The sequence below is a fragment of the Actinomadura macra NBRC 14102 genome, from assembly GCF_001552215.1.
Lineage (GTDB): Bacteria > Actinomycetota > Actinomycetes > Streptosporangiales > Streptosporangiaceae > Spirillospora > Spirillospora macra.
On record NZ_BCQT01000027.1, the window covers coordinates 1 to 25696 of the forward strand.

The 25696-nt window shown below is 73.0% G+C and carries 21 protein-coding genes and 1 pseudogene; 10 read left to right on the plus strand and 12 right to left on the minus strand.

The window, feature by feature from the left end:
- Together AMA02S_RS35960 and AMA02S_RS35965 are read left to right on the plus strand one after the other, a co-directional pair.
- Positions 1 to 244, plus strand: a pseudogene (locus AMA02S_RS35960) (FGGY-family carbohydrate kinase); the annotation flags it as partial.
- 161 nt (positions 245 to 405) lie between these two features.
- Complete coding sequence (locus AMA02S_RS35965; RefSeq protein ID WP_067468213.1) at positions 406 to 1266, plus strand: S1 family peptidase; 861 nt, start codon at positions 406 to 408, stop codon at positions 1264 to 1266.
- 18 nt (positions 1267 to 1284) lie between these two features.
- Here AMA02S_RS35965 and AMA02S_RS35970 read toward each other — a convergent pair whose 3' ends face one another.
- Positions 1285 to 2079 (minus strand): SigB/SigF/SigG family RNA polymerase sigma factor, encoded by a 795-nt coding sequence (locus tag AMA02S_RS35970; RefSeq protein WP_067468215.1) that lies wholly within the window; start codon positions 2077 to 2079, stop codon positions 1285 to 1287.
- Positions 2080 to 2366: 287 nt separating this feature from the next.
- Between AMA02S_RS35970 and AMA02S_RS35975 the strand changes: the two genes are divergently transcribed.
- A complete protein-coding gene (locus tag AMA02S_RS35975) occupies positions 2367 to 2852 on the plus strand; it encodes a fluoride efflux transporter FluC (protein WP_067468218.1) in 486 nt (161 codons plus the stop codon).
- A gap of 43 nt (positions 2853 to 2895) precedes the next feature.
- Entirely contained in the window at positions 2896 to 3258 is a 363-nt protein-coding gene (locus AMA02S_RS35980; RefSeq protein ID WP_067468220.1) for a fluoride efflux transporter FluC, read from the plus strand.
- A gap of 208 nt (positions 3259 to 3466) precedes the next feature.
- Here the strand turns inward: AMA02S_RS35980 and AMA02S_RS35985 are convergent, their stop codons facing one another.
- Complete coding sequence (locus tag AMA02S_RS35985) at positions 3467 to 4489, minus strand: glycosyltransferase family 9 protein (protein WP_218005240.1); 1023 nt, start codon at positions 4487 to 4489, stop codon at positions 3467 to 3469.
- 415 nt (positions 4490 to 4904) lie between these two features.
- Entirely contained in the window at positions 4905 to 6341 is a 1437-nt protein-coding gene (locus tag AMA02S_RS35990; protein WP_157431065.1) for an MFS transporter, read from the minus strand.
- A gap of 102 nt (positions 6342 to 6443) precedes the next feature.
- Between AMA02S_RS35990 and AMA02S_RS35995 the strand changes: the two genes are divergently transcribed.
- The 4 genes from AMA02S_RS35995 to AMA02S_RS36010 all read left to right on the plus strand — a co-directional run bounded on the left by AMA02S_RS35995 (position 6444) and on the right by AMA02S_RS36010 (position 11471).
- Positions 6444 to 7331 carry a helix-turn-helix transcriptional regulator gene (locus AMA02S_RS35995; protein ID WP_245667979.1) on the plus strand — a complete coding sequence of 296 codons (888 nt, stop codon included), beginning with the start codon at positions 6444 to 6446 and terminating at the stop codon, positions 7329 to 7331.
- 421 nt (positions 7332 to 7752) lie between these two features.
- Positions 7753 to 8301 carry a hypothetical protein gene (locus AMA02S_RS36000; protein WP_067468226.1) on the plus strand — a complete coding sequence of 183 codons (549 nt, stop codon included), beginning with the start codon at positions 7753 to 7755 and terminating at the stop codon, positions 8299 to 8301.
- Positions 8302 to 8463: 162 nt separating this feature from the next.
- A complete protein-coding gene (gene paaZ / locus AMA02S_RS36005) occupies positions 8464 to 10503 on the plus strand; it encodes a phenylacetic acid degradation bifunctional protein PaaZ (protein ID WP_157431066.1) in 2040 nt (679 codons plus the stop codon).
- Positions 10504 to 10529: 26 nt separating this feature from the next.
- Positions 10530 to 11471 carry a LysR family transcriptional regulator gene (locus AMA02S_RS36010; RefSeq protein WP_067468229.1) on the plus strand — a complete coding sequence of 314 codons (942 nt, stop codon included), beginning with the start codon at positions 10530 to 10532 and terminating at the stop codon, positions 11469 to 11471.
- A 40-nt stretch (positions 11472 to 11511) separates the two neighbouring features.
- Here the strand turns inward: AMA02S_RS36010 and AMA02S_RS36015 are convergent, their stop codons facing one another.
- Positions 11512 to 12654, minus strand: coding sequence for an NAD(P)/FAD-dependent oxidoreductase (locus tag AMA02S_RS36015; RefSeq protein WP_245667981.1), 1143 nt, complete (start codon positions 12652 to 12654; stop codon positions 11512 to 11514).
- An 8-nt stretch (positions 12655 to 12662) separates the two neighbouring features.
- Positions 12663 to 14201 carry an aldehyde dehydrogenase family protein gene (locus tag AMA02S_RS36020; protein ID WP_245667982.1) on the minus strand — a complete coding sequence of 513 codons (1539 nt, stop codon included), beginning with the start codon at positions 14199 to 14201 and terminating at the stop codon, positions 12663 to 12665.
- A gap of 235 nt (positions 14202 to 14436) precedes the next feature.
- Here AMA02S_RS36020 and AMA02S_RS36025 point away from each other — a divergent pair, with 235 nt between their 5' ends.
- Both AMA02S_RS36025 and AMA02S_RS40950 read left to right on the plus strand, forming a co-directional pair.
- Positions 14437 to 16599 carry a thiamine pyrophosphate-dependent enzyme gene (locus AMA02S_RS36025; RefSeq protein ID WP_067468231.1) on the plus strand — a complete coding sequence of 721 codons (2163 nt, stop codon included), beginning with the start codon at positions 14437 to 14439 and terminating at the stop codon, positions 16597 to 16599.
- Positions 16600 to 16700: 101 nt separating this feature from the next.
- Positions 16701 to 18677 (plus strand): glycine betaine ABC transporter substrate-binding protein, encoded by a 1977-nt coding sequence (locus tag AMA02S_RS40950; protein WP_157431067.1) that lies wholly within the window; start codon positions 16701 to 16703, stop codon positions 18675 to 18677.
- A 119-nt stretch (positions 18678 to 18796) separates the two neighbouring features.
- Here AMA02S_RS40950 and AMA02S_RS36035 read toward each other — a convergent pair whose 3' ends face one another.
- From AMA02S_RS36035 to AMA02S_RS36065, 7 genes are read right to left on the minus strand one after another with little or no spacing between them, the layout of a single operon-like run.
- Positions 18797 to 19726 carry an ABC transporter substrate-binding protein gene (locus AMA02S_RS36035; RefSeq protein WP_067468233.1) on the minus strand — a complete coding sequence of 310 codons (930 nt, stop codon included), beginning with the start codon at positions 19724 to 19726 and terminating at the stop codon, positions 18797 to 18799.
- Positions 19726 to 20895: an LLM class flavin-dependent oxidoreductase gene (locus tag AMA02S_RS36040; protein ID WP_067468235.1), complete on the minus strand. Its 1170-nt coding sequence runs from the start codon at positions 20893 to 20895 to the stop codon at positions 19726 to 19728. Before AMA02S_RS36040 ends, AMA02S_RS36035 begins: the two co-directional genes overlap by 1 nt.
- The gene (locus AMA02S_RS36045) at positions 20885 to 21874 is read right to left on the minus strand and encodes an LLM class flavin-dependent oxidoreductase (protein ID WP_067468237.1); all 990 of its coding nucleotides are present in this window, start codon (positions 21872 to 21874) and stop codon (positions 20885 to 20887) included. The genes AMA02S_RS36040 and AMA02S_RS36045 overlap by 11 nt, the downstream gene beginning before the upstream one ends.
- Positions 21871 to 22899: an ABC transporter substrate-binding protein gene (locus tag AMA02S_RS36050; protein ID WP_067468240.1), complete on the minus strand. Its 1029-nt coding sequence runs from the start codon at positions 22897 to 22899 to the stop codon at positions 21871 to 21873. The genes AMA02S_RS36045 and AMA02S_RS36050 overlap by 4 nt, the downstream gene beginning before the upstream one ends.
- 8 nt (positions 22900 to 22907) lie before the next feature.
- On the minus strand, positions 22908 to 23630 hold the full coding sequence (locus AMA02S_RS36055) for an ABC transporter ATP-binding protein (RefSeq protein ID WP_067468243.1): 723 nt from the start codon (positions 23628 to 23630) through the stop codon (positions 22908 to 22910).
- Positions 23627 to 24514, minus strand: a complete 888-nt coding sequence (locus tag AMA02S_RS36060; protein ID WP_067468246.1) for an ABC transporter permease — start codon at positions 24512 to 24514, stop codon at positions 23627 to 23629. Before AMA02S_RS36060 ends, AMA02S_RS36055 begins: the two co-directional genes overlap by 4 nt.
- Positions 24511 to 25566, minus strand: coding sequence for an NrtA/SsuA/CpmA family ABC transporter substrate-binding protein (locus tag AMA02S_RS36065; RefSeq protein ID WP_067468249.1), 1056 nt, complete (start codon positions 25564 to 25566; stop codon positions 24511 to 24513). The genes AMA02S_RS36060 and AMA02S_RS36065 overlap by 4 nt, the downstream gene beginning before the upstream one ends.
- Between the last annotated feature and the right edge of the window lie 130 nt (positions 25567 to 25696).

Here is a 25696-nt window from a genome sequence, read left to right on the forward strand (position 1 = left end):
ACTACAAGCCGACATCCTCGGCGTCCCGGTCTCCCGCCCCGTCGTCGCCGAAACCACCGCCCTGGGCGCCGCCTACGCCGCCGGACTGGCCACCGGCTTTTGGGCCAGCACCGACGAACTACGCCACAACTGGAACGAAGCCCAACGCTGGCACCCCACCTGGACCCCCGACCAACGCCAGCACGGCTACACCACCTGGAAGAAAGCCGTACAACGCACCCTCGACTGGATCGACGTCGAGTAACCGTTTCCGGGACACCTCGCACGTCGCTGGCCTGCGCAAAGGACCGTCATCGTCGGCGTGTCCCGGCCTTAGGGGATGCCCGGTGATGATCTAGCATCCGGCGGAACAGCACCGTTCCGGCCGCGCGTCCCGTCGGCCCGTCGGCCCGTCGAGAGGATCCCATGACCAGACGACTCGCAGGGGCCGCGCTCGCCGCCGCGGCGTGTGCGGCCGTGCTCGGCGCGACCGGCGGCGCCGCCCGGGCTGTGCCGTCCCCGTCGGCCGGACACGGCCGAGGGGAGGTCGACTTCACCGGCATCGTGGCGCTGAGCAACTGCTCTGGCTCACTCGTCCGCGGCCCACACTCCCGCGACGGCGACGCCGCCCTGGTGATGACCAACGGCCACTGCTTGGAGAACGGCATGCCGAAGGCCGGCGAGGTCATCGTCGACCGGCCGTCCAGCCGGACGTTCGAGCTGCTGGACCCGGCCGGGACGAAGGAACTGGGCACCCTGCGAGCGACGCGCGTCGAGTACGCCACCATGACCGACACCGACGTCACGATCTACCGGCTCGCCAGCAGCTACGCCGACATCGAGCGCAAGTACGCCGCTCCGGCGCTGCTCCTGTCCACCTCCAGACCGCCCGACGGCACCGAGATCAGCGTCGTGTCCGGCTACTGGAAGAGGATCTTCGGCTGCAGGACCGAGGCAACGGTGCACCGGTTGCGCGAGGGCGAGTGGACCTGGAAGGACTCCATCCGCTACGCGCCCGAGTGCCGGACGATCCACGGCACGTCCGGCTCGCCGGTCATCGAGGTCCGCACGGGCCGGGTGGTCGGTGTCAACAACACCGGCAACGACGACGGCAAGCGGTGCACCCTCAACAACCCCTGCGAGGTCGACCGGGACGGAGGCGTCACCGTCCGCAAGGGCATCCACTACGCGCAGCAGACGTACCTGCTCGCCCGCTGCCTCAGCAGGGGCAACGACGTCCTGCTCGGAAAGTCCTGCGCGCTTCCGCGGCCGGCCGCCGTGCGCTGACGAGCACTGACGGACTGGTCAGGATCCGTCGAGCAACTCGGCGCGGAGCTTCTCCAGCGTGCCTCGCAGCAGCCGCGACACGTGCATCTGGGAAAGCCCCACCTGCTCGGCGATCTGCGTCTGGGTCTTGTTGCCGAAGAACCGCAGCAGCAGGATCGTCCGCTCTCGCTCGGGGAGGCCGTCGATCAGGGGCCGCAGGGCGTGACCGTCGATGAAGGCGTCCAGGGCGGGGTCGTCGGAGCCGAGGTACTCGCCGACCGAGCCGTGATCGCCGTCCGGCGCGCCGTCCACCGGCGCCTCCAGCGACAGCAGCCGATAGGCGTCGCACGCGACGAGCACCTCCACCGCCTCTTCCTCGGTGACGCCCATGAGGGCGGCGACCTCCCCGGTGGTGGGGGACCGGCCGTTCTCACGGGTGAACTCCTGCGCGGTGCGCTGGAGGACGGGACGCATCTCCTGGATGCGGCGCGAGACCCGCATCCCCCACGTCTTGTCCCGGAAGTGCCGCTTCACCTCCCCGGTCACCACCGGGTAGGCGTAGGTGACGAACCTGTCGCCGACATCGGGATCGAACCGGTTGATCGCCTTGACGAGCCCCAGGTAGGCGACCTGCTGGAGGTCGTCGATCGGCTCTCCGCGGCCGGAGTAGCGCCGCGCCACCCCGCGCACGAGAGGGACGTGCAGGTCCACGATCCGGGCACGCAGCCGCTCGCGGCGCGTGTCGCCGTCCGGGAGCCGGTTCATCTCCGCGAGCAGTTCCTCGGTCTCACCGTCCTCGAATCGGGCCGGCCGGGTGGTCTGCGCCGTCGTCATCTGTGGCGTCTCCTTCGCGGCTGCGGGCCGGTGGACGTGACGACCGGCTCGGTCCCTTTACCCTGCGGAGGCCCGCTCACACCGGCGGTGGGGAAGCCGCCGGCCAGGGCTCCCACCTGCGGCGTCCGGGTGATCGGCGGCCCGCGTGATCGGTAGACTGTCCGTCGGTGCCCCTCGGACGAGGGACTCCGCGGCGGTGGGGCCCGCCGTCCCCTCCCGGGGAGCCCGCGGCACCGCCGCCAACGGTCCCTACCGGTGACGCGTGTCCCCGCTGGTAGGAGTGAAGCATGACCGATGCGCCGGCCGACGGCCCCATCGATCCCGATGTCGACCTGCACGTCCCCGCGCAGCGTTTCGAGCTGCGCCGCGCCCCCTGGTCGACGCTCGCGGCGGTTTCGGCAGGCGGGGTCCTCGGCGCCCTGGCCCGGTACGGGCTGACCAGCGCCTTCCCGTACGGGCCGGGGGAGTTCCCCTGGGCGGTCTTCGGGATCAACGCCTCGGGTTGCCTGGCGATCGGGGCGCTGATGGTGCTGATCACCGAGATCCGGCGGGCGCACCGGCTGGTGCGGCCGTTCCTCGGCGTCGGGGTGCTGGGCGGCTTCACCACGTTCTCCACCTATGTCGTGGACATCCAGCGGGCCGTGGAGGACGGCGCCGCCGCGCTCGCTCTCGGCTACCTCGCCGGGACGCTCGCCGCCGCGCTGCTGGCCGTGTTCGCCGGGGTACGGCTGACACGCCTGCTCGCCCGCCCACGTCACGGGCATCGCCCATGACACCAAGCACCGTACGGGTGCCTGTGAGAAGGATGGTGCCCTGGTGACCGTGCTGCTGGTCGTGCTCGGCGCGGCGCTCGGCGCGCCGCTGCGCTACCTGACCGACCGAGCGGTGCAGTCCCGGCACGACTCGGTGTTCCCTTGGGGGACGTTCACCGTCAACGTCGTCGGGTCCGCGGTGCTGGGGTTCCTCGCCGCGCTCCCGGCGGGCGCCGGCACGATGGCGTTCGCCGGGACGGGCTTCTGCGGCGCGCTGACCACCTACTCCACGTTCGGCTACGAGACGATGCGTCTTGCCGAGGACGGGGCGCGCTTCTACTCCGTCGCCAACGCCGCCGCGAGCGTCGCCGCGGGGCTGGGCGCCGCCTACTGCGGGATGGTCGTCGCGGCGGCCGTCACCGGCTGACGGAGGGCTCGTCTCGGGGAAAGCCGACCGGGAAAGCAAAGCCGACCAGGAAAGCATGGTGCGGCCCAGGCTCGCAGTCCTGAGCACGTGGCTCCGGGCTCGCGAGTGGGCCGCCCCGTGACTCTGCCCATGTGGCCGTTCCAATAAACCGGTAGGTGCCCGTACTGTCTCCCGGTGGTGAGGAACGTGCTCAAGAGCCCTAGCACCCTCATCGGCCGGACACCGATCCGTCGGGCGTGACGTCGGATGCGACGATCTCCACGGCCGCGGCGACCTCGTCGGCGGCGACGGACGCGAGACATGGGTGCCCGTCGACGGGGCATTCGTGGGCCCAGCTGTCCTTGCACGGCGCCTGCTGGTCACCGAGCAGGGCCAGCGGCACACCGAACGGGGCCCGCCGCGCGGCCGGGACGGTCGGCGCGAACAGCGACACGACGGGCGTTCCCACGGCTGCGGCGAGGTGCGCGGGCCCGGTGTTGCCCGCGACGACGGCGCGTGCGCCCCGCAGCACCGACGCGAGCTCGGGCAGCGTCGTCCGGCCGCCGAGGTCCAGGCCGTCCTCGCCGGCGACGAACGCGGTCAGCTCTTTTTCGTCGCCGTGGCCGGTGACGACCACCCGGTGCCCGGCCGCGGCGAGCAGCCGTACCGCGTCCGCGCAGCGCTCCGGCGGCCAGGCGCGGGCGGGGACCGACGTCCCCGGATGCACGACCACGTACCCGGGCCCGCCGGTGAGGTGGCCGGTGTCGGGAAGCGGCTCGCGAACCCGCAACCGGGCGTCGGCCGGCGCCGGGAATCCCGCGTCCTCGGCGAGCGCCAGCATCCGCAGCGGCTCGGGCACGTCCCCCTCCGGACGGTGCCACAGGTCCAGCAGTGAGCCGGGGTAGTCCTCGCTGATCCCGCCGATCCACGGTGTCCCCGCCAGCCGCAGCAGCAGCGCCAGCGGTAGCGGCGACTGGTGGGACGAGGTCAGGATCAGCGCCCGGTCGAACCCCGCGAGCATTCCGGTGAGTTGCTCGACGTCCCGGACGTCCACCGGGTCCGGCTCCGGGTCGATCCACGGCGCGCACCACTCGATCACCTCGTCCACGCCGGGAAGCAGGCCGGCGGCGGCGCGGCCGCGTGGCCCGCACAGCAGCACGACCTCCTCGGTGCGGGCGGCCACCGCCCGCACCGCGGGCCCGGCGAGTAGCACGTCGCCGATGTTGTCCTGCCTGGCGATCAGCACCCGCACGGGGACACCACTTCGATGACGGTCCCGTCCGAGACGAGCGCGGCGGACGGATCGTGGAGGAGCGCGTTGATTTCGAGCACACGGTTGATTCCGAGCACACGCATGCGGAGCCCCCGATTCTGCGCAGCGGTGAGTGGAGCCGCGATGCCTCCGTCATGGGCATCGACTGGGCGCCTTGCCGGAGTGAATCCCCCTGAGGTGATCTGGCATTGCCGGGAACCGCTGCTCTAAACTCCCCCGGCTGAAGAGCGTGAAGCGAAGCCGCAGGTGAAGCGACGCTTCCGGCCGGTGGGCGGGGTAGGGCCGCGCCAGGTGCCGCAGGACGACGCCGGCCGGTCGGTCGCCTCCCGCCTCGTGACCGTCGTGGCCGCGCTCGCCGAGCGCCCCATCCCCGCACCGCCGTCCCGGCCGGACATCAGGCCCGGGTCGCCGGTGCGCGAGGCGTCCCGCCACGCGCGAGGACGAGGCCCCATACGGTCGCGATCAGGGCGGCGACGGCGAGCGCCCACCCGGTGCCGTACTCGGCGTGCCGTGTGGAGCCGCCGTCCTCGGCCAGGGTGAGGAACAGCGTCCCGACGGTCGCGACGCCGACCACCTGACCGATCTGCATGAGCGTCAGCAGCAGGCCGCTGGCGTCGGCGGCGTCCTGTGCCGGGACGTGCTGCAGCGCCGTCGTCATCACGATCGGCATCACGCCGAGGCCGAAGCCGATGATCGTCGTCAGCACCAGGTAGCCGGGGCCGCCGTCGGCGAGCGGACCGACGCACAGGTAGCCCACCGCCGCGACGGCGAACCCGATCGGGACGACGCGGCGGTGCCACCGGGCCGGCAGCCGCTGCCAGCTCAGCCCGACCAGTCCGAACGCGGTGACGCACGGCACGAACGCCAGCCCGGACTTCAGCGGCGACATCTCCAGGTCGCCCTGCAGGTGCAAGGTCGTGGTGAACAGGAACGCCGCCCACGTGCACGGCCCGGCCAGCAGCACGGCGCAGGCGACCGGGAGCCTTGGCGCGCGCAGCACCCGCCCGGAGATGAGGGGACGCCCGCCCCCGGCCGCGACCCGGCGCTCCACCGCGACGAACGCGATCAGGAACAGGGCGCTCGCGACCAGCGACGCCCAGCCCCACAGCGGCCAGCCCAGCTCGTGGCCGAGGATCAACGGGACGACCAGCAGCAGCACCGCCGGGGACAGCATGGCCAGTCCCCGCAGGTCCAGGTCGCCGCCGCGCAGGTTCTCGTCGCGTGGCAGCAGCCGGGGCCCGGCGAGCAGCAACGCGACGCCGATCGGCACATTGACGAGGAAGACCGTCCGCCAGCCGGCGCCGAACAGGTCCGCGCTGACCAGCAGGCCGCCGGCGACCTGGCCGACGACGACGCCGCCCGCGATGACGGCCGAGTAGACCCCGAGCGCGCGGGCCCGGGCCGCGCCCGAGAAGTTCCGCTGGATCATCGACATGACCTGCGGGGTCATCAGCGCGGCGCCGGCGCCCTGGAGGAACCGGAACCCCACCAGCGTCCAGGTGGACGGCGCGAGCCCGCAGGCCAGCGACGTCACCGTGAACGTGGCCAGCCCGAGGTGGTACATGCGCCGGTGCCCCGCGATGTCGCCGAGCCTGGCCCCCGTGATCAGCAGGACGGCGTAGGAGATGATGTACCCGGCAACGACCAGTTGCAGCCCCGCGCCCGACGCGTTCAGGTCCGCGCGCAGGGTCGGCAGGGCCACGTTGACGATGTTGACGTCGAGAATGGCCATGAACTGCCCGAGCAGGAGCAGGGCGAGTGTTATGCGGCCGGGCCCGTTCTGTGTTCCCCGTTCAGGAACAACCCCGAGCAAATCGGGTGCTTGTGTCATGTATACGAGCATTACGAAGAACAGGTACCGGTAACGAGAGCCCGTGGATACTGGTACTGACAGCACCTGGAACGGGTCGCGACCATGCGGCAGTCTGAAGACGTGACGACGACCAGCGTGGGCACGACGAACGGCGCCACGGGGCGGGCGCGCCGCAGCGAGCTCGCGGCCTTCCTGCGCAGCCGGCGCGATCGGATCACGCCCGCCGACGTCGGGATGCCGCCCGGCCCGCGCCGCCGCACGCCGGGCCTGCGCCGCGAAGAGGTCGCGCAGCTCGCCGGCGTGGGCGTCACCTGGTACACGTGGCTGGAGCAGGGCCGTCCGATCAACGCCAGCCCCCAGGTGCTGGACGCGGTGGCCCGCACGCTGCGCCTCGACGTGGCCGAGCGCGAACACCTGTACCGGCTCGCCGAGGTCCCGGACGCGGCGTTGCCGGACGATGTCGACGTCCTTCCCGAGGACGTGCAGACGATCCTGGACGCGCTGGAGCCCATTCCCGCCGCGGTCTGCAACGGGCGTTCCGACGTCCTCGCGTGGAACCGCCCCTATGCGGCGATCTTCCCGGTCGTGGTGAAGGCGCCGGCGTGCGAGCGCAACACGATGTGGATGGCGTTCACGCTGCCGTCGTGCTGCAACCCGGTCGTGAACATGGCCTCGGAGGCGCCGATGCACGTCGCGATGTTCCGCCACCGCTACAGCCGGCACCTGCACGAGCCGGGCTGGAAGGAGCTCGTGCGGCGGCTCCAGGCGGCCAGCCCCGAGTTCGCCCGGCTGTGGGCCGACCACGATGTCGCGGTGCCGGGCCAGCGGGTCAAGGTGTTCCGGCATCACGCGGTGGGCCTGGTGCGCACCCGCACCACGAGCATGGAGCTCAGCGGTGCACCCGGCGCCCGCATGATCGTCTACACGCTGACCGACGACGAGAGCCGCGACCGTATCGACTGGCTGCTCGCCAACCCCGAAGCCGCCGCTCCCGACCACGTCCACTGACCGGATCGCGTCCATCGAAACCGAGCCCATGGGTTGCCGGGCGCGGTAGTGATCCGCCATGATCGGCGCATGACTCTCAGGAAGGGTGGAACCCGCCCGGGCCGTTGAGCCCCGTCGAGCCGGTCCAGGAACCGGCCCGCGACCCTCTTCCTCATTCCCGGCGCATGCGCGAGCTGGCATTGCGCGCCCGCGGGCTCGCCGGGACCGCGGAACTCCGCGATCTTCTCGAAAACCTGTCCACGCGCGGACGTGACGAGCGCCGTACCGCACTCCACATGGCGATGGCGGCGCGTGGCCTGCCGTTCGTCGAAAGGGTGCTCGCCGGACCCGACCGAGCACTGCGGCGCTCGGCGCTCCGTGCCGTCCGGACCCTCCCCGTGGCGGACGAGGCCGCCGCGGCGGTGCTGGAGGGGTCCTCGACGTGCTCGCACGCTTGCTGGACGCCGACCTGGACGAGCGCACGTGGAGCAGGACGGTCTGCGTCGCACAGTTCATCGAGTTCGGGAACAGCCGCCATTCGGACACCGCATGGTGGCCTCCGCTCGCGCGCCGCGCCGTGGACCTCCTGGCCGCCCGGCCGCTCCACGCGGCCCGGGCGGTCGATATCGCGATCGGTGCGGCGCGCCTGGACGGCGAACGCGACCCCGAACGCGTCGCAGCCGGGCTGGCAGCCGTCGCGGACCTGCTCCGTGATCGCCCGGTCCTCGCCGTGCAGGTCCGCGACCGGCTGGACCGCCTCCTCGGCGGCTTCCGGGGGAGCTGGACCGAACCGGCGAAGGTCCTGCCCGCCGCCCGGCTGCTTTCCGGCGGGGACGATGTCGCCGCGCACCTGCTGGCCGTTGGCCTTGTCCAGATGGGCGGCCGCGCGGCGGGCTGGACGGCCGACTGGCGCGACCTCCTGAAGATGCTGCGCGGCTCCGCCCATGTGGAGGCGCGCCAAGACGCCTGGGACGTCGTCTCGGAAGAATGACCTGGTCAGCGGGCTCGGTGGAGCGCGGTGTACCGCAGTGCCCCCGAAGCCCGCGACCACGATCGCCTGGGGGCGGGCACGACTGCTTCGGAGGTGGCCGGAGGCGTGAATGGAGCCCGACCGTGGCAGGAATGACTCTGAGATCAGGACGAGGAGGTCCCGGTGGTCGTGCTGCGCAGTTATGTATCGGGTTCGTGGTCTTCGCCGGATGACGAGGGTGCGCCGTTGCGCGACGCCGTGACGGGGGAGGAGGTCGCGCGGATCTCCTCGGCGGGGATCGACATGGGCGCCGCCCTCGACCATGGGAGACGTGTCGGCGGCCCGGTGCTGCGGGAGTTGACGTTCCACCAGCGCGCCGCGCTGCTGAAGGCGCTCGCCTCCCACCTGAGGGAGCACCGCGAAGAGCTGTACGCCTTGTCGGCGCGGACCGGTGCGACATTGAACGATGCCCGGTTCGACGTGGACGGCGGTATCGGCGTGCTGTTCGGCTATGCGAGCAAGGGCAGGCGGGAACTGCCCAACGACCGGATCCTGATCGAGGGGAACGTCGAGCCACTGAGCAAGGAGGGCACGTTCACCGGGCAGCATCTGTGCACGCCGTCCCGGGGCGTGGCGGTCCAGATCAACGCGTTCAACTTCCCGGTGTGGGGGCCGCTGGAGAAGCTGGCGCCCGCGTTCCTCGCGGGGGTACCGAGCCTGATCAAGCCCGCGAGCCAGACCGCCTATCTGACGGCCCGGCTGGTGGAGCTGATCGTCGAGTCCGGCATCCTGCCGGAGGGCACGGTGCAGATGGTGTGCGGAGAGCCGCGCGACCTGCTCGACCACCTCACCGAGCAGGACATCGTCGGATTCACCGGATCGGCGTCCACGGCACGGCTGCTGCGCACGCATCCCGTGATCGTCGGGAACGCCGTGCGGTTCAACGCCGAGGCCGACTCGCTGAACTGCTCGATCCTCGGCCCGGACGCCACACCCGGGACGCCGGAGTTCGACCTGTTCGTCGACCAGCTCGTCACCGAGATGACCGTGAAGGCCGGGCAGAAGTGCACCGCGATCCGGCGTGCGCTGGTTCCGGCGTCCCGCATCGACGACGTCGCCGGCGCGGCCGCCGAGCGGCTGGCCGCGATCACGGTCGGGAACCCGGCCGTCCCGGAGGTCCGGATGGGAGCACTCGCCGGCCTCGACCAGCGCGAGGAGGTGCGGCGCTCGCTCAAGGCACTGCTGGACGCGGCGCGTGTCGTCACCGGTGACCCCGGCCGCGTCGAGGTCGTGGGCGCGGACGCCGAGCGGGGCGCGTTCATGGCGCCGATCCTGCTGCGCGCCGACGACGCCGACCGCGCCGAGCCGCACGAGGTCGAGGCGTTCGGGCCGGTGAGCACCCTGCTGCCCTACGAGGGGGCCGAACGGGCGATCGAGCTCGCCGCGCGCGGCCGGGGCAGCCTCGCCGGGTCCGTGGTCACCGCCGACGCCGACTTCGCGCGCCGCGTCGTGCTCGGCACCGCGCCCTGGCACGGCCGGCTGCTCGTCCTGACCACCGAGGACGCCAAGGAGTCCACCGGGCACGGGTCGCCGCTGCCCGCGCTCGTCCACGGCGGCCCCGGGCGCGCCGGCGGCGGCGAGGAACTGGGCGGGATCCGCGGCGTCGTCCACCACATGCGCCGCACCGCCGTCCAGGCCGGTCCGGCGATGCTCACCGCGATCACCGGCCGGTGGGTCCCCGGCACCGACCGGACGGTCACCGGCGAGCACCCGTTCCGCAAGCATCTGGAGGACCTGCGGGTCGGCGACACCGCCGTCGGCGGGCCGCGTGCGGTCACCCTCGACGACGTGGAGCATTTCGCCGAGTTCACCGGCGACACCTTCTACGCCCACATGGACGAGGAGGCCGCCCGCGCCAACCCGTTCTTCGGCGGGCGTGTCGCGCACGGCTACCTCATCGTGTCCTTCGCGGCCGGGATGTTCGTCGACCCGGCCCCCGGGCCCGTCCTGGCGAACTACGGCCTGGAGAACCTGCGCTTCCTCGCCCCCGTCAACCCGGGGGACGAGCTGACCGTCACGCTGACCGCCAAGCAGATCACCCCGCGGGAGGGCGCGGACTACGGCGAGGTCCGCTGGGACACCGACGTCACCAACCAGGACGGCGCCTCGGTCGCCAAGTACGACGTGCTGACCCTGGTGGCCAAGCGGCCGGTCCACGACTGACCGGCGCACCGACCGGAAGGCGCGGCATGATCAGCCCGCTGCACATCCAGACGGTGCGCGAGGTCGTGCGCACCGGGTCGTTCGCGGACGCCGCGCGCAACCTCGGCTACACGGCGTCCGCCGTGTCCCAGCAGGTCGCCGCGCTGGAGCGGGCCTGCGGGCTGCTGCTGTTCGAGCGCCGGGCCCGCAGCGTCCGCCCCACCAGCGCCGCGTTCCTGCTGGTCAGCAAGGGCAACGACGTTCTGTCGGCGCTGGACACGCTGGAAAGGGAGCTGCGCACGGTCGCCAGCGGGGAGCACGGCGCGCTGCAACTCGGCAGCTTCCCGACCGCCAGCGCCCGCATCCTGCCGGGAATGCTGGCGGAGCTGTCGCGGGTCCGGCCCGGGATCGAGATCACGCTGTCGGAGGGCGAGCCGGACGAACTGCTGCCCGAACTGCTCGACGGCGACCTCGACCTGCAACTGGTCTACCGCTACGACCTGATCCCGCGCACCTGGCCCGCCCGGATCGTCGAGACGCCGGTGATGGACGAGGACCTGGTGCTGTGCGTGCCCGTCGACCATCCCCTCGCCGGCGGCCGTACCGTCCGGCTGCGGGAGCTGCGGTCGGAGACCTGGATCGCGAGCCGCCCGGAGAGCGCGGGTGCGCAGGCGCTGCTGCGGCTGTGCGGCACCGCCGGGTTCACGCCCAACATCGCGTTCCGCAGTAACGACTATGCGGTGGTGTGCGGGCTGGTCGGCTGCGGCCTGGGCATCGCGCTGGTCCCCGCGCTCGGCTGCGTCCCCCGCCCGGGGCTGCGGACCCTGCGGCTCAGCCGCCGTACCCCGCGCCGGCACGTGACCGTGCTGCGCCGCGTCACCAACACCAACCCGCTCGTCAAGGACGCGATGCGCGGACTGACCGAGGCCGCCCGCAGCGTGCAGGCCGAGATCTGCGGCGGCGCCGGCCCCGGCGGGCAGCGCGAGTAGCCGGGCCGGCTCGGCCACCCGCACCCTCGGCGCGTGCACGTCAGACACGGTTGGTCTCCGGGCGGAGCCGGTCGCCGGCCAGCCGCGCCGCGTGCAGCGGGGCGACGTCCGCGAACGGTTCGCGGCCGAGGTACAGATCCCGGATCACCTCACCGACCGCCGGCCCCTGGAGGAAGCCGTGGCCGGAGAAGCCCGTCGCGTACAGGAAGCGGGACACCTCCCGGTCCTCGCCGATGAGCGCGTTGTGGTCGGGGGTGACCTCGTACAGCCCCGCCCAGCCGCCCGTCAGGCCGACGTCCAGCAGCCGAGGCGCGCGCAAGCCGATCGCCTCGGTGAGGCGGGGGAGCCAGGCGTCGCTGTAGCCGAGCGCGAACCCCGGCCGCTCATCCGGATCGGACATCCCGAGCATCAGGCCCGCACCCTCGCCGTGGAAGTAGAACGAGGTCGTGAAGTCGATCGTCATCGGCACCGGGCGGGGCAGATCCGGCATCGGCTCGGTGAAGACGATCTGCCGCCGCAGCGGCTGCACCGGGAGGTCCACCCCCGCCATCGCGCCGATGGCCGCGGACCAGGCCCCCGCCGCGCAGACGACCGTGGACGTCTCGATGCGGCCGTGCGAGGTGCGGACCGCCGTGATCCGCCCGCCGTTGGCGTCGATGCCGAGGACCGCGCAGCGGGTGCGGATCTCGGCGCCGTGCCGGCGTGCCCCGGTCGCGTACCCGAGCACCACCGACTCCGGCGTGCAGTGCCCGTCGTCGGGGGAGAACGCGGCGGCCAGCAACCCGTCCGGTTCGATCAGCGGGGACAGCCGCCGGGCCTCCGCCACCGTGAGCATGCGGCTCGGCACGCCAAGCCCGTTCTGCAGAGCCACGCTCCGCTCGAACGCCTCGACGTCCGCCGCCCGCGACAGCAGGAACAGGTACCCGACCCGGCGCAGATCGATCTCCTGACCCGGCCGCGTTCCGAAACGGGCGAACGCCTCCAGGCTGCGGGCGCCCAGCCGGATGTTGACCTCGTCGGAGAACTGCGCCCGGATCCCGCCCGCCGCCTTGCAGGTCGAGCCGGAGCCCAGTTCGTCCCGCTCCACCAGCACCACCCGCCGTACCCCGGCCTCGGCGAGATGGAAGGCGATGCTCGTCCCCATCACGCCGCCGCCGATGACGACGACCTCGGCCGCGTCCACCGCGCCCCCTACAGCCGGAAGTCCAGGTCGGGTTCGATCTCTAGGACGTCCATCTGCGCCTTCTGGAGCCGTCCCGAGTGGTCCCAGTTCATCGACTGCCAGCGGGTGAACTGGTCCAGCACCCACATGCCCGACTGGCGGCTCCCGTTGCCCGACCGTCCGTTCCCGCCGAACGGCAGGTGCGCCTCGGCCCCGGAGGTGGAGTTGTTCACGCTGACCATTCCCGCCGAGATCCGCCGCCGGAACGCGAACACCTTCGCCGGGTCCGAGGTGTAGATCGACGCGGACAGCCCGTAGCCGGGGGCGTTGGCGAGGGCGACGGCCTCGTCCAGCGTGCCGTACGGCGCGACGCCGATGATCGGGCCGAACGTCTCGTTCATGAACAGCGCGTCGCCGGGACCCGTGCCGTCCACGATCACCGGGTGGTAGAAGAGCCCGGCAGCCGGGTCGCCGACGAAGCCCGCGCGTGGGTTCGCCGCCGTGATCCGCCCCGTCCCGGACGAGCCGTGCACGGTGTGGCCCGGGCCGATCCAGCCGAGGGCCTTCTCGAAGCCGTCCGCGAAACGCTCGCTGATCAGCGGCCCGAACAGCACGTCGCCGGCGGGGTCGCCGACCGGCGCGGCGCGCGTCGCCTCGTCCAGCAACCGGACGAACTCCGCGTGCACCGACTCGTGCACGATCGCCGTGCCCAGGGAGGTGCACCGCTGCCCGGCCGTCCCGAACCCGGAGAACAGGGCGCCCTCGACCGCCAGGGGAAGGTCGGCGTCCTCGGTGACCACCATCGGGTTCTTGCCGCCCAGTTCCAGGCACGGTGTCTGCAGGTGCCGGCCGCACAACCCACCGATCCGCGACCCGACCTCGGTGGAGCCGGTGAAGCCCACCTTGTCGACGAGCCCCGCGTCCAGCGCGAGTTCAAGGCCGCGGAACGTTTCCGGGCCGTCGGCGTACACGAGGTTGAGGACGCCCTCGGGGAGGCCGGCGTGCGCGAACAGGTGGTAGAACGCCTCCGCGCACGCCGCCGCGTATTCGGCGGGCTTCCACACGACCGTGTTCCCGCACAGCAACGCCGGCACGATGTACCAGGACGGCACGGCGACCGGGAAGTTCCCGGCCGTGATCACGGTGACGACGCCGACCGGGTCGCGGAACGTGAACAGCTGCTTGTCCGGCATCTCGGACGGGACGGTCTGCCCGTACAGCCGCCGCCCCTCTCCGAGGAAGAAAGCGCACGTGTCCGCGATCTCCTGGACCTCGCCGAGCGCCTCGGCGTACGGCTTGCCGACCTCCCGGGTGACCACCCGGGCGAGGGCCTGCTTGTTGGCCTCGACCAGCCGCCCTGCGGCGGCGATGGCCTGCCCGCGGACGGGTGCCGGCACATCTCGCCAGGCGTCCTGCGCCGCCCGCGCGGCCCGGCACGCGGCCACGACGTCACCGGCCTCGGCGAGCGCCACCTCGGCGACGACCTCGGACGTGCGGGAGGGGTCGGTGGAGTGGTAGGAGCGCGGCCCCGCCGGGATCCGGGCGCCGCCGATGATGGAGGAGAGCACGCTCCCAGCCTGGCCGGGCGGCCGCGTCCACGCCAAGATCGGGAAGAGCGTGTCTTGCTTACCGCGAGGCCAAGCCCGGCTGAGGCTCCCGCCGTTAGCGTTCCTTGGCCAACCGCCAACCGGTTCGCGGCCTGCGGAGCTTGGCTCCGACGCCGGCGGCGGCCGATGCTCGAATCCGCCGGTAGATCGCCGGCATGGTGTAGCACTTCGCAGGCACGACGACGCAGGAGCCCGCATGTCCGAGCCCGCCGACGTCCACTTTCTGGAGAAGGCCGCGGCCCTCCGGCCACCGGAGGCGTCGCCCCCTCCTCCGTCCCGGCTGCTCACCGACGGGCGCCTCCTGGAGTTGTTCGACGCGCAGATGGGCAGCAGGCACCTGGATCTCGCCGCCCGCCGGCTCCGGGCGGACGGGCACGGCTTCTACACGATCGGCTCGGCCGGTCACGAGGGCGGCGCCGCCGTGGCCGCGGCCCTGCGTCCGGAGGATCCGGCGCTGCTGCACTACCGGTCCGGCGCGTTCTTCCTGGAACGCGCGAGGCAGGTGCCGGGCGGGAACGCGCTCCGCGACATCCTCCTCGGCCTGGTCGCCGCCGCGGCGGACCCCGTCTCGGGCGGGCGCCACAAGGTGTTCGGCGGCCACCGGCTCAACGTCATCCCGCAAACGTCGACCATCGCCTCCCACCTCCCGCGCGCGCTCGGTGTCGCCTTCGCGATCGAGCGCGCGGCACGGCTCGGCCTCGACGCACCCTGGCCGCGCGACGCGGTGACCGTCTGCGGCTTCGGCGACGCCTCGGCCAACCACTCGACCGCGACCGGTGCGATCAACGCGGCGGTGAACTGCGGCTACCAGGGCCTGCCGATGCCGCTCCTGCTGGTGTGCGAGGACAACGGCATCGGCATCAGCGTCCGCACACCTCCCGGCTGGATCCATGCGGCCTACGGCTCCCGCCCCGGGCTGGCCTACTTCCGTGGCGACGGCTGCGACCTTGAGGACGCCTACGACGCGGCGTGCCGGGCCGCGGCCTGGGTCCGTGCGCACCGCCGTCCGGCATTCCTTCACCTGCGCACCGTCCGCTTGATGGGGCACGCGGGCTCCGACGTCGAGACCTCCTACCGCACCTCCGCCGAGATCGCCGCCGACCTGGAGGCCGACCCGCTGCTCGGCACCGCGCGGCTGCTCGTCGACCGGGGCGCGGCGACCGCCGCCGAGATCGTCGCGCTGTACGAGGCCAAGCGCGTCGAGGTGGCGACCCTCGCCGGCGAGGTCGCAGGTTCCCCGCGGCTCGCTTCGGCGGCGGAGGTCATGGCCCCGCTGGCGGCCCCCGTCCGCACGCGCCCGGCGCCGGATCGGCCCGTACACGACCGGCCCGCCGGTGAGCCGGCGACCGTCGCGCAGGCGATCAACCGGACCCTCGGTGAGCTGCTCGACGAGCGGCCGGGGCTGCTGGTGTTCGGTGAGGACGTGGCGCGTAAGGGCGGCGTGTACGGCGTCACCCGAGGGCTGGCCCGGCGGGCCGGTGCGGCACGTGTGTTCGACACGATCCTGGACGAGCAGTCGATCCTCGGCCTGGCGCTCGGGCTCGGGCTGGCGGGGATGGTCCCGGTGCCGGAGATCCAGTACCTGGCCTACCTGCACAACGCCGCCGACCAGATCCGCGGCGAGGCGGCGACCCTGCCGTTCTTCTCCGCCGGGCGCTACCGCAACCCGATGGTCGTGCGCATCGCCGCGTACGCCTATCAGAAGGGGTTCGGCGGCCACTTTCACAACGACAACGCGGTGGCGGCGCTCCGCGACGTGCCCGGCCTTGTGATCGCCTCGCCCGCGCGTCCGGACGACGCCGCCGGGATGCTGCGCACCTGCGTGGACGCCGCCGAGGACGCCGGGCGCGTCTGCGTCCTGCTGGAACCGATCGCCCTCTACCACCATCGTGACCTGTACGAGGACGGTGACGGCGGCTGGCTCGCCGCGCCCGGGTCCGCCGCGGTCCCGCTCGGCCGGGCGCGGGTGTACGGGACGGGCGGCGACGTCACGATCGTCACGTATGCGAACGGGCTGCGGATGAGCCTGCGCGCGGCGCGGCGCCTGGAGGGCCGGGGCGTGCGCTGCCGTGTCCTCGACCTGCGCTGGATCGCACCGCTTCCGGTGGACGACCTGCTCCGCGAGGCGGCGGCGACCGGCGCCGTCCTGGTCGCCGACGAGACCCGCCGTACCGGCGGCGTCTCCGAGGCCGTCCTCACCGCGCTCGCCGATCGGGGCTTTCGCGGCCGCGCCGCCCGCGTCACGAGCGAGGACAGCTTCATCCCGCTCGGCGATGCCGCCTACCATGTGCTGCTGTCGGAGAATGTGATAGAAGTCGCCGTTTTGAGGCTTGTCGGCGGGCAAGCTGGAACCTTCTGATCCGCCGGGGGAGCGGACCGGATCCCGACCGGCTTGGCCCCGCCGTGCCCGGTGCCGGACGGGGCACACGTCCGCACACGTCCGAGGAAAGGCGGCCCGCGGTGGCGGTCGAACCCCTGCGGCCAGAGGACCCGGCCGTGATCGGCGGATACGAGATCATCGGCCGCCTCGGGGCGGGTGGCCAGGGCGTGGTCTACCTCGCGCGGTGGCCCGGGTCCGGCGAGCGGGTGGCGGTGAAGACACCCCACGTCCGCCCCGGCGAGGATCCGGTCGCCGACCTTTCGGAGATCACGCTCGTCCGTCAGGTCGCCCGGTTCTGCACCGCCCGGGTCCTGGACGCCGGGACCGACGGGGGCCGGCCCTTCATCGTCAGCGAGTACGTGGACGGGCCCACACTTCGCGGCGTGGTGGAGGAGGGCGGGCCGCTGGGCGGGGCCGAGCTGGAGCGGCTCGCCGTCGGGACGATGGTGGCGCTCACCGCCACGCACGCCGCGAACGTCGTCCACCGCGACTTCACCCCGGGAAACGTCCTGCTCGCCGCCGACGGGCCGCGTGTGGTGGACTTCGGCGTCGCCAAGGCGCTCGGGCCGTCCGGACGGGGCGAGCCCGGCGTGTCCGGGACGCCCGCGTTCATGGCGCCCGAGCAGGCGGCGGGCGAGGAGGTCGGCGCGGCGGCGGACGTGTACTCCTGGGCCGTCACGATGAGCTTCGCCGCGCTCGGACCGCGGGTGTTCGGCGATGGCGGACCCCACAGCGCGTTCGACCGGCTGCTACGCCTGGAGCGGTATCTGGTGGACCTGCCGTCCTGGCTGAGCGAGGTCGTCGCGCCCTGCCTGGCGCAGGACCCCGTGGAGCGCCCGGCTGCGAGCGAGGTGCTGCTCCGCCTGCTCGGCCACGGACCCGGCCGCCGGCAGGAGACCGCCATGCCGCCCGCGGGGGAGGAGTCCGGCACCTCCACGAGGCGCGACACCGGCTCCGGACCGGCGCCGGAACCGTCCCGGACGCCCGAACCGAGCGTCGGGCACCCACGCGCGCCGACCATCGGGCGCCGCGTCGAGGCACCGTCCGGGGCTGCCGCCGAGGGGCACCCCGGGCCCGCGTCCGGTCGCACCGTGATCTCGGCCTGGCGCCGCCATCGGCTCCTGATCGTGGCCACCGCCCTCGCCCTGTCCAGTGCGGTGGCCGTCACGGCCGTCCTGTGGCCGCGCCCGCAGGACGCGGCCGACCGTCGCCCCGCGAGCGGCGGCCCTCCGCCTGCCGCACGGCCGATCACCGTGGGCGCGGCGAACTTCCCCGAGAGCGTCCTGCTGAGCGAGATCTACGCGCAGATACTGGAGGTCCGCGGGCGGAGCGTCACCCGGCGGCGCGGCATCGGCTCCCGGGAGACCTACTACCCCCTGGCGCGGGCCGGCGAGATCGACGTCATCCCCGAGTACAACGGCGCGCTCGCCTCCTACATCGGGGTCCTCGGCCTGGAGGCCAGAGGCCCGGTGTCGACGCCGTCGGTGAACGCCGCGATCCGCAAGGAGCTCCCGCCCTCGCTGCAGATCCTCGACTCCGCGAGGGCCGAGGACAAGGACGCGATCGTGGTCACCCGGCGGACCATGACCCGGTACGGGCTCACCTCCCTCGCCGGACTGGGGGCGGTCTCGGACGGCTTCGTCCTCGGTGGCACCCCCGAGGCCGAGACGCGGCACCAGGGGATGATCGGCCTCAGGGCCGTCTACGGCGCCCGGTTCAAGGACTTCCAGCCCTTCCGGCACGACGACTTCGAGACGCTCGCCGACCTGCTGGCCAAGGGATCGGTGCAGGCTGCGCAGATGTTCACCACCGACCCCGCGCTCCGCGTCCACGACTTCGTCGTGCTGGACGACCCGAAGCGCCTGTTCGGCGCGCAGAACGTCACCCCGCTGGTCAACCGGCGCGGTGTGGACGACGGCGCCCGGGCCGCGCTCGACGCCGTCTCGGCCAAACTCACCACGGAGGACCTGCGGTACATGAACGCGCGGGTCGCGGTGAACCGGGACCCGGTGGAGGCTGTCGCGAAGGCGTGGCTGGTCCAGAACGGCCTGGTCTGACGATCGCCGCCGCCACGACACCGGGCCCGGTGGTCAGGCCGCGGACCGGGCCCGCGCCGCGGGCGCCGGGCAACTCGTCAGGGTGTGACGGGCCGCCCGGCGCCGGCCGGATCCCGCCGTCAGGACGCGCGGGCCGCCCCGATCAGCTCCGCCACCTCCGGCAGGACCGCGTCCGCGACGGTGATCTTCCGGTCGACCAGCCCGGCGGCGTGGAAGAGGTCGGCCGCGCGCTGCTGCTCGGCGACGAACTCCTCGCTCACCGGCTCCAGCCCGAACGGCCGCCGCCGCAGGGCGTGCTCCCAGGCGGCCACGTCGCCGCCGTCGTCGGCCGCGAACAGCTTCGCCGCCTCGCCCGGGTTCTCTTTGATCCAGGCGTCCGACTCGCGCAGGGCGGAGACGATCGCGGCCAGTTCCTCCCGGTGGCCTTCGGCGAAGTCGCGGCGGGTGAACCACAGCGACCGGTGGCTGAACAGGCCGTCGGTCTCGATGAGCGTGCGCGGGGACGCCTCCCGCTCCACCCGGGTCAACGCGGGATAGGAACCGACCCAGGCGTCGACCTCGCGGTCCAGGAACAGCTGCGCGGCGTCGCCGTAGGCGTCCACCGGCTCGATGTCCTTCCAGCCGAGCCCGGCGCCGTCCAGCGCGAACAGCAGCAGCGTCGTCTGCCATGACCCGTGCCCGAGCGCGACCTTCTTGCCCTTGAGGTCGGCGGGCGAGACGATGCCCGAATCCTCGTGGACGACGAGCCTCCCGTTCTCGTGCCGCGGTCCCGACGTCGCCACGTACACGATGTCGTGGCCGTTGGCCTGCGCGGTGACCGGCGGCGTCGAGCCGGTCCCGATGAAGTCGTACCCGCCGTCGAAGAGGTGGTCGCCGTGTGCGGACGGCAGTCCCTCGGCGGGGGACGGCCGTCCCCCGGACGGAAGCGAGCGGAAGTCCACCCACTCGACGTCGGGAAGGGAACGCTCCAGGATGCCCCGATGGCGCAGGACCCAGAGGGAGTTGTTGTGCGGGAAGTAGCCGACGCGGACGGGTGCGGAATCGGACATCAGATGGTTCCTCTCGTTGCGGAAATCGGGGTGCGGTCGCGCAGGTCGTGGCCGCGCAGAAGCGGCAGCACCCGCTCGCCCACGCGGTGGGCCTCTTCGAGGTGGGGGACGCCGGCGAGGATGAACGCGTCCACACCGATGCCGATCAGCTCGTCCAGCCGCGCGGCGACCTGCGCGTAGCTGCCGACCAGCCCGAACGCGGGCCCGCCGCGCAGCAGGTGGAACCCGCCCCACACGTTCGGTGCCGCCTCCAGTTCGCGGTAGTGCGTGACCGGCCAGGTGACGAAGGACGAACTGCGCAGCCACCCGACCGAGTCGCCCGAGGACTCCGCGCCGCGGAGCTGGGCGGCGTCCACCTGCCGCCAGCCGCGCCGGATCTCCTCCCAGGCCTCCTCCTCGGTCTCCCGGGCGAGCACGTCGATGCGCACGGCGAACCTCGGCGCCCGCCCGAGCGCCTCGGTGTGCTCGCGGACCTGAGCGAACTTGGCGGCCAGCGCCTCGAACGGCTCCAGCCACGACAGGTAGTAGTCGGCATGCCGCCCGGCCGCCTGGATCGCGGCGGGGGAGGAGCCCGAGAAGTAGATCTCCGGGAACGGCTGCCGGGCGAGCGGCTCGGGCAGCCCGGCGCCCTCGACCTGGTAGAAGCGGCCCTCGTAGTCGAACGGACCGCCGTTCCAGACGCCCTTCAGCACGTCCAGGAACTCCGAGGTCCGCGCGTACCGGTCGTCGTGGTCGACCTTGTCGCCCCACCAGAGCTGTGCGGGCCCGCCGCCGCCGGAGATGACGTTGTACACCACGCGGCCGCCGGTCGCCCGCTGCAGGCTTGCCGACATGCGCGCGGCCTGGACCGGATGCAGGAACCCGGGCTGGTAGGCGATCATGAACCGGTAGGTGGTGGTCTCGCGGGCCAGGCTCGCGGCCGCCGCCCACGGGTCGTCGGTGAACGGGAACGACGGCAGCAACCCGCCGACGAACCCTGACAGCTCCGACGCCCGCGCCACATCCGCCATGTGGTCGAGGTGGCTGTACCCGTCGTGGCGCCCGCCGCGGACGCCGGGCGTGATCGCCCCGGGCTCGCCCGGCGCCCAGTCCCCGCGGCTCGCGACACGGCGGCGGAGTGAGCGCTGGTCGCCGTGGGTCCCGATCCGCCAGTAGATGTCAATGGACATGTGCGTGCCCCCTGATCGTGTCCGGCGCGGCCGCCGTGTCCGGCGTGGCCAGCAGGGGGAGCAGGTGCTCACCCAGCCGGTAGGTCTCCTCGACGTAGGGCGCGGCCTCCAGCACGAACGTGGTGACGCCGCGTGCCGCGAAGCCGCCGATGACGTCCGCGACGTCCGCGTACGACCCGACGAGCCCGGCGGGCGGCGTCCCCGCGCTGGCGCGGCGGACGGCCTCGGCCGCCGCCTCCTCCCCGTCCTCGCGCGCCAGCACGGGCAGTGTCAGCCCGTACGCCACGGTCCGGCCGGCGTCCGAGGCCCGGGCGCCGAGATCGGCGATGAGCGCGTCCAGGTCGTCCCCGAGGTCGAAGACGTGCACGTCGGCGTGGCGTGCCGACAGGTCGAGCGCCGCCTCCGAGGTGCCGGTCAGATGGACGCGGGGGAACGGACGGCTGGACAGCGGCTCCTGGAAGCCGCCCGCCAGCACTTGGAAGAACCGCCCCTCGTAGGTGTAGGAGTCCTCGCCCCACACGCCTTTGGCGATGGTGAGGAACTCGTCCGCCCGCGCGTAGCGGTCGATGCCCTCGACGAAGTCGCCCTGCGCCCGCGCGACGGATGGGTCGAGGTCCACCGACAGCCGCCAGTCGAGCCGTCCGCCGGAGAACCGCTGCAATGACGCCGACACCTTCGCCGCGTACACCGGCGTCGCGACGCCGGGATGCAGGCCCGCCACGCCGCGCAGCCACCGGCTGGCCCGCAGCAACCCCGATGTGACGACGACCGACTCCTCGCCGCCCGGGTCGAACGGCGCCAGCGCGCCGTCGAAGCCGACGATCTCGGCGGCCCGGCCGACCTGCGCCAGATGATCGAACGGCCCATACGCGCCGTTGCGCAGGTCGGTCACGAACGGCGGCGGGGGAGCGGGCGGCGGTCCCCAGTCCCCGCGCGCGCCGTCCCCGCGCGAGGGCAACGTGACGATGAACTCCGTCATGCCGCGACTCCTTCGGCGGCCAGGCGCTCGCGGGCGAGGCGGAGCGGCTCGGGCGCCACCCAGGCCTCCAGGTCCACGTCGGCGTCCAGGAACCCGTGCACCAGCAAGAAGTCCTTCTGGACGCGCAGCAGGGCGAGCCGCTCGTCCGAAAGCTCGGGGTGCAGGGAACGGTGGAAGTCTCCCCTGTACGCGGTGGCCACGCCCTCGGCGTCCGAGCGGGTCTCGCCGGCGAGGATCTCGCGGACGGGACCGAGGTTCTCCGTCGCCCAGTCCGCCGCCCGCAGCGTCTGCGCCAGGAACGTCACGACCAGTTCGGGCCGCTCCTCCAGCAGCCGCTCGTGAACGGTGATGGGCCGCGGAGTGCCGTTGTTGACGCGGGTCCGCGGGTCGGGGTGGGCGTCCAGGTCCACGGCGACGACGAGGCCGAGTTCCCGGGCCTGGTCCGCGGCGCGCGCTCCCTTCACGTACACCGCGTCCACCTCGCCGGCGTTCAGCTGCTCAAGGCCCGGCCAGGACAGCCGTCCACCACGCGCGTCCCGTCCGACGGAGGGGGACAGGTCGGCCGGGACGTCCACGAACGTCACGTCGTCGAGGGTGAGACCGCCCTGCGTGAGCGCCCCCTTCACGCCGTGCAGCGCCATGGCGCGCGGGAAGCTCGTCGCGCGCGTCCCGGCCCAGCCGGGCAGGGCGACCCGGGCCCCGCGCAGGCCGCCGGCGTCCTTGATCCCCGACCCGGGCCGTACCAGGATCGACTGCCACTCCTCGATCCACGTCAGCCCGATCAGCCGCGTCGGCGCGCCCGCCGACCGCGCCGCGAGCGCGGGCACGTTCCCGCCCTCGCGGAAGAGCCCGAGCAGGTCGTGGTCGAAGTGGTGCCGGGCCAGGTCGGGACCGGCGTCCTGCAGGACGCCCACCTCCAGGCCGGCGGCGCCGAACGCCTCGGCCAGCCAGCCCTGACGGTGCGCCAGGCCGCTGGCCGTCGGCACCGGGCAGCGGGTGAACCAGATTTTCTCTACCGAAGACACGGCACTCCTCAATGCGATTCGGAACTCGGGGACGGGGCCGGCTCGACCCCGAGATGGGACAGGAACGCCCGGCGGAGCCGGACCAGGGCCGGGTCGTCGCGGTCGCGCGGTCGCGGCAGGTCGATGACCTCGTCGGCGGCGAACGTCCCCTCGCGCAGCACCGCGACCCGGTCGGCCAGCCGGAGCGCCTCGTCCACGTCGTGGGTGACGAGGACGACCGCCGGGCGGTGCCGGGCGCACAGCTCCGCGACGAGGTCCTGCATGTGCAGCCGGGTGAGCGCGTCGAGGGCGGCGAACGGCTCGTCGAGCAGCAGCACCTGCGGGTCGCGGACCAGCGCCCGCGCCAGCGCCACCCGCTGCGCCTCACCGCCCGACAGGGTCGCGGGCCAGGCCCGCTCGTGTCCCGCCAGGCCGACCTCCTCCAGCGCGCGGCGCCCTGCCGCGCGGGACGAGCGCGGCAGGCCCAGCGTCACGTTCGGCAGCACGCGCCGGGCCCGCACGAGCCGTGGCTCCTGGTAGACGGTCGTGCGGCGGGGCGCGGCCAGCACCGTCCCGCCGTCGGCGACCTGGAGGCCCGCGAGCAGGCGCAGGAGGGTGGTCTTGCCGGTGCCGCTGGGGCCGAGCAGCGCGAAGAACTCGCCGCGCCGGATCTCCAGGTCCACCCCGTCCAGGACGGTCTTCGGGCCGAACGACTTGCGCAACCCCGCGATGCGTACGGCGACGTCGCTCATCGGGCCGCCACCTGCACGCGCCAGGGCATCGCCACCCGCTCCACGCCCCGGATCACCAGGTCGATGAGCAGGCCGATCAGCGCGTAGATCAGGATGCACAGCACCATGTAGTCGTTGCGGTAGTACTGCTGCGCGAGCGTCACCAGGTAGCCGATGCCCTCGCTCGCGCCGATCTGTTCGGCGGCGATCAGGCCGGTCAGCGAGACCGACAGGCTGATCCGCAAGGCCATCAGGATGCTGGGCAGCGCGCTCGGCACGATCACCGCGAGCGCCAGCCGGGCCCCGCGCAGCCCGAAGCCGCGCGCGGCCTCCACGACCTCGCGGTCCACCCCGCGTACGCCGAGGTAGGTGTAGGCGTACATCGGCGCGGCCGTCGCCACCGCGATCAGGACGATCTTGAACGATTCGCCGACGCCGAACCAGGAGATGAACAGTGGCACGAGCGCCAGGAACGGGACGGCCCGCTTCATCTGCATCGTCGGGTCGATCAGTTCCTCGCCGAGCGCCGACAGGCCCGCCGCGACCCCGAGGAGCAGCCCGGCTCCCGCGCCGGCGAGCACGCCCAGTGCCGCCCGCCGTCCCGAGGCCAGCAGGTAGTCGGTGAGCTGTCCCGTCTCGGCCAGCTCGCGCAGCGCCCCGAGTACCGCGCCGGGTCCGGTGAGGACGTCGGGCGGGATCCGGCCGCTCGCCGACCCGTACCACCACGCCGCGACCAGTAGCACCGGCACGGCCGTCCGGACCGCGAGCGACACCGCCGGACGGCGGCGCCGGGGCCCGATCCGGGGCGGGACGCGCAGTTCCACCTCCGTCCCGGCGGGGGCGTTCACCGGCGGGTCCGCCGGATCCTTCCGGAGGGGCGGTGCGGGCGATCGCTCCAGCGTCATGACGACCGCCCGGACGGGGCCGGTGCGGCCGACGACCGCAGGTCGAAGATCACTTCGGTGGACGGGATGGCGGCCGGCAACACGCCGTACTGGCGGAAGATCCCGGCGACGTCCTCGACGTACTTGCCGTCGGTCTTGCCCGCGTAGCGGGGGACGTTCTGGAATCGGGCCTCGGCGAGATTGTCCTGCAGCCGCGCTCCGGAGACCGCCGTCGGCCCCTTCTTGAGGAAGACGTTCTGGAACTGTTCCGGCGACCGCTTCTCCTGCTCGGTCAGCTCGCGCAGCGTGTCGAGGAGGACCTTCACGGCTTCGGGATGCTTGTCGAGCAGCTCCGTCCTCGCGGCCCAGATGTTGAGGTCCCGGTCGGGGAGGTCCCGTCCGTTGACCAGGACGCGGGCCCCCTTGGCGACCACCTCCGGGTAGGCGTCCACGATGGCCCACCAGGCGTCCACCTTGCCGGTGGCGAACGCCGACGCTCCCTGCACCGGGTTCAGGTAGACCCGCTTCACCTGGTCGACGGGTATCCCGTTCTGCCGCAGCGCGAGCAGCAGGAGGTACTCGCCGCGGCCGCCCTTGTTGACGGCCACCTGCTTGCCGACCAGATCCTTGAGGGATCTGACGGAGCTGTTCGCGGGAACGACCAGGCCGTCCCGCGGGGGTGCGGACCGGTCGGTCACGGGGTCGGTGAACGAGAAGATCTTGATGTTGCGGCTGTTGGCGAGATACCCGAGCGCGGGCGAGATCGCGCCCTCCAGGACGTTCACGGATCCGGAGCGGACCGCGTCGATCGTCGCGGTGAACGAGGCGTACGAGCCGCCCCATTCGACCCGGGCGCCGACGGCCTTAAGCCGCTTGTCCAGGATGCCCTCCCGCTTGGCGTAGGCGAGCGGGCCGGCGTTCCCGGGGTCCTTGAGCTTGATCACGGCGGCGCCGTCGGAACCACTCCCGGCCCCGCCTGCCTTGGCCTGGCCGCCGCACGCGGCGGTGAGGCTGAGCAGGGCGGCGGCGGCAGCGGCGGCTGCGAGACGCGATCGGTGACGGAGGTTGGACATGGTGGCGTAGCCCCTCATGTGTCGGGCGGGGCGGCGGGCGGGCGCCGGCCGCACGCCGGCGGGAGCCCTGCCGACGCCGGACGACGGCGGTGGGCTCGGTTCGGAGAACGGTGGTGTGCGGTAAAGGGGG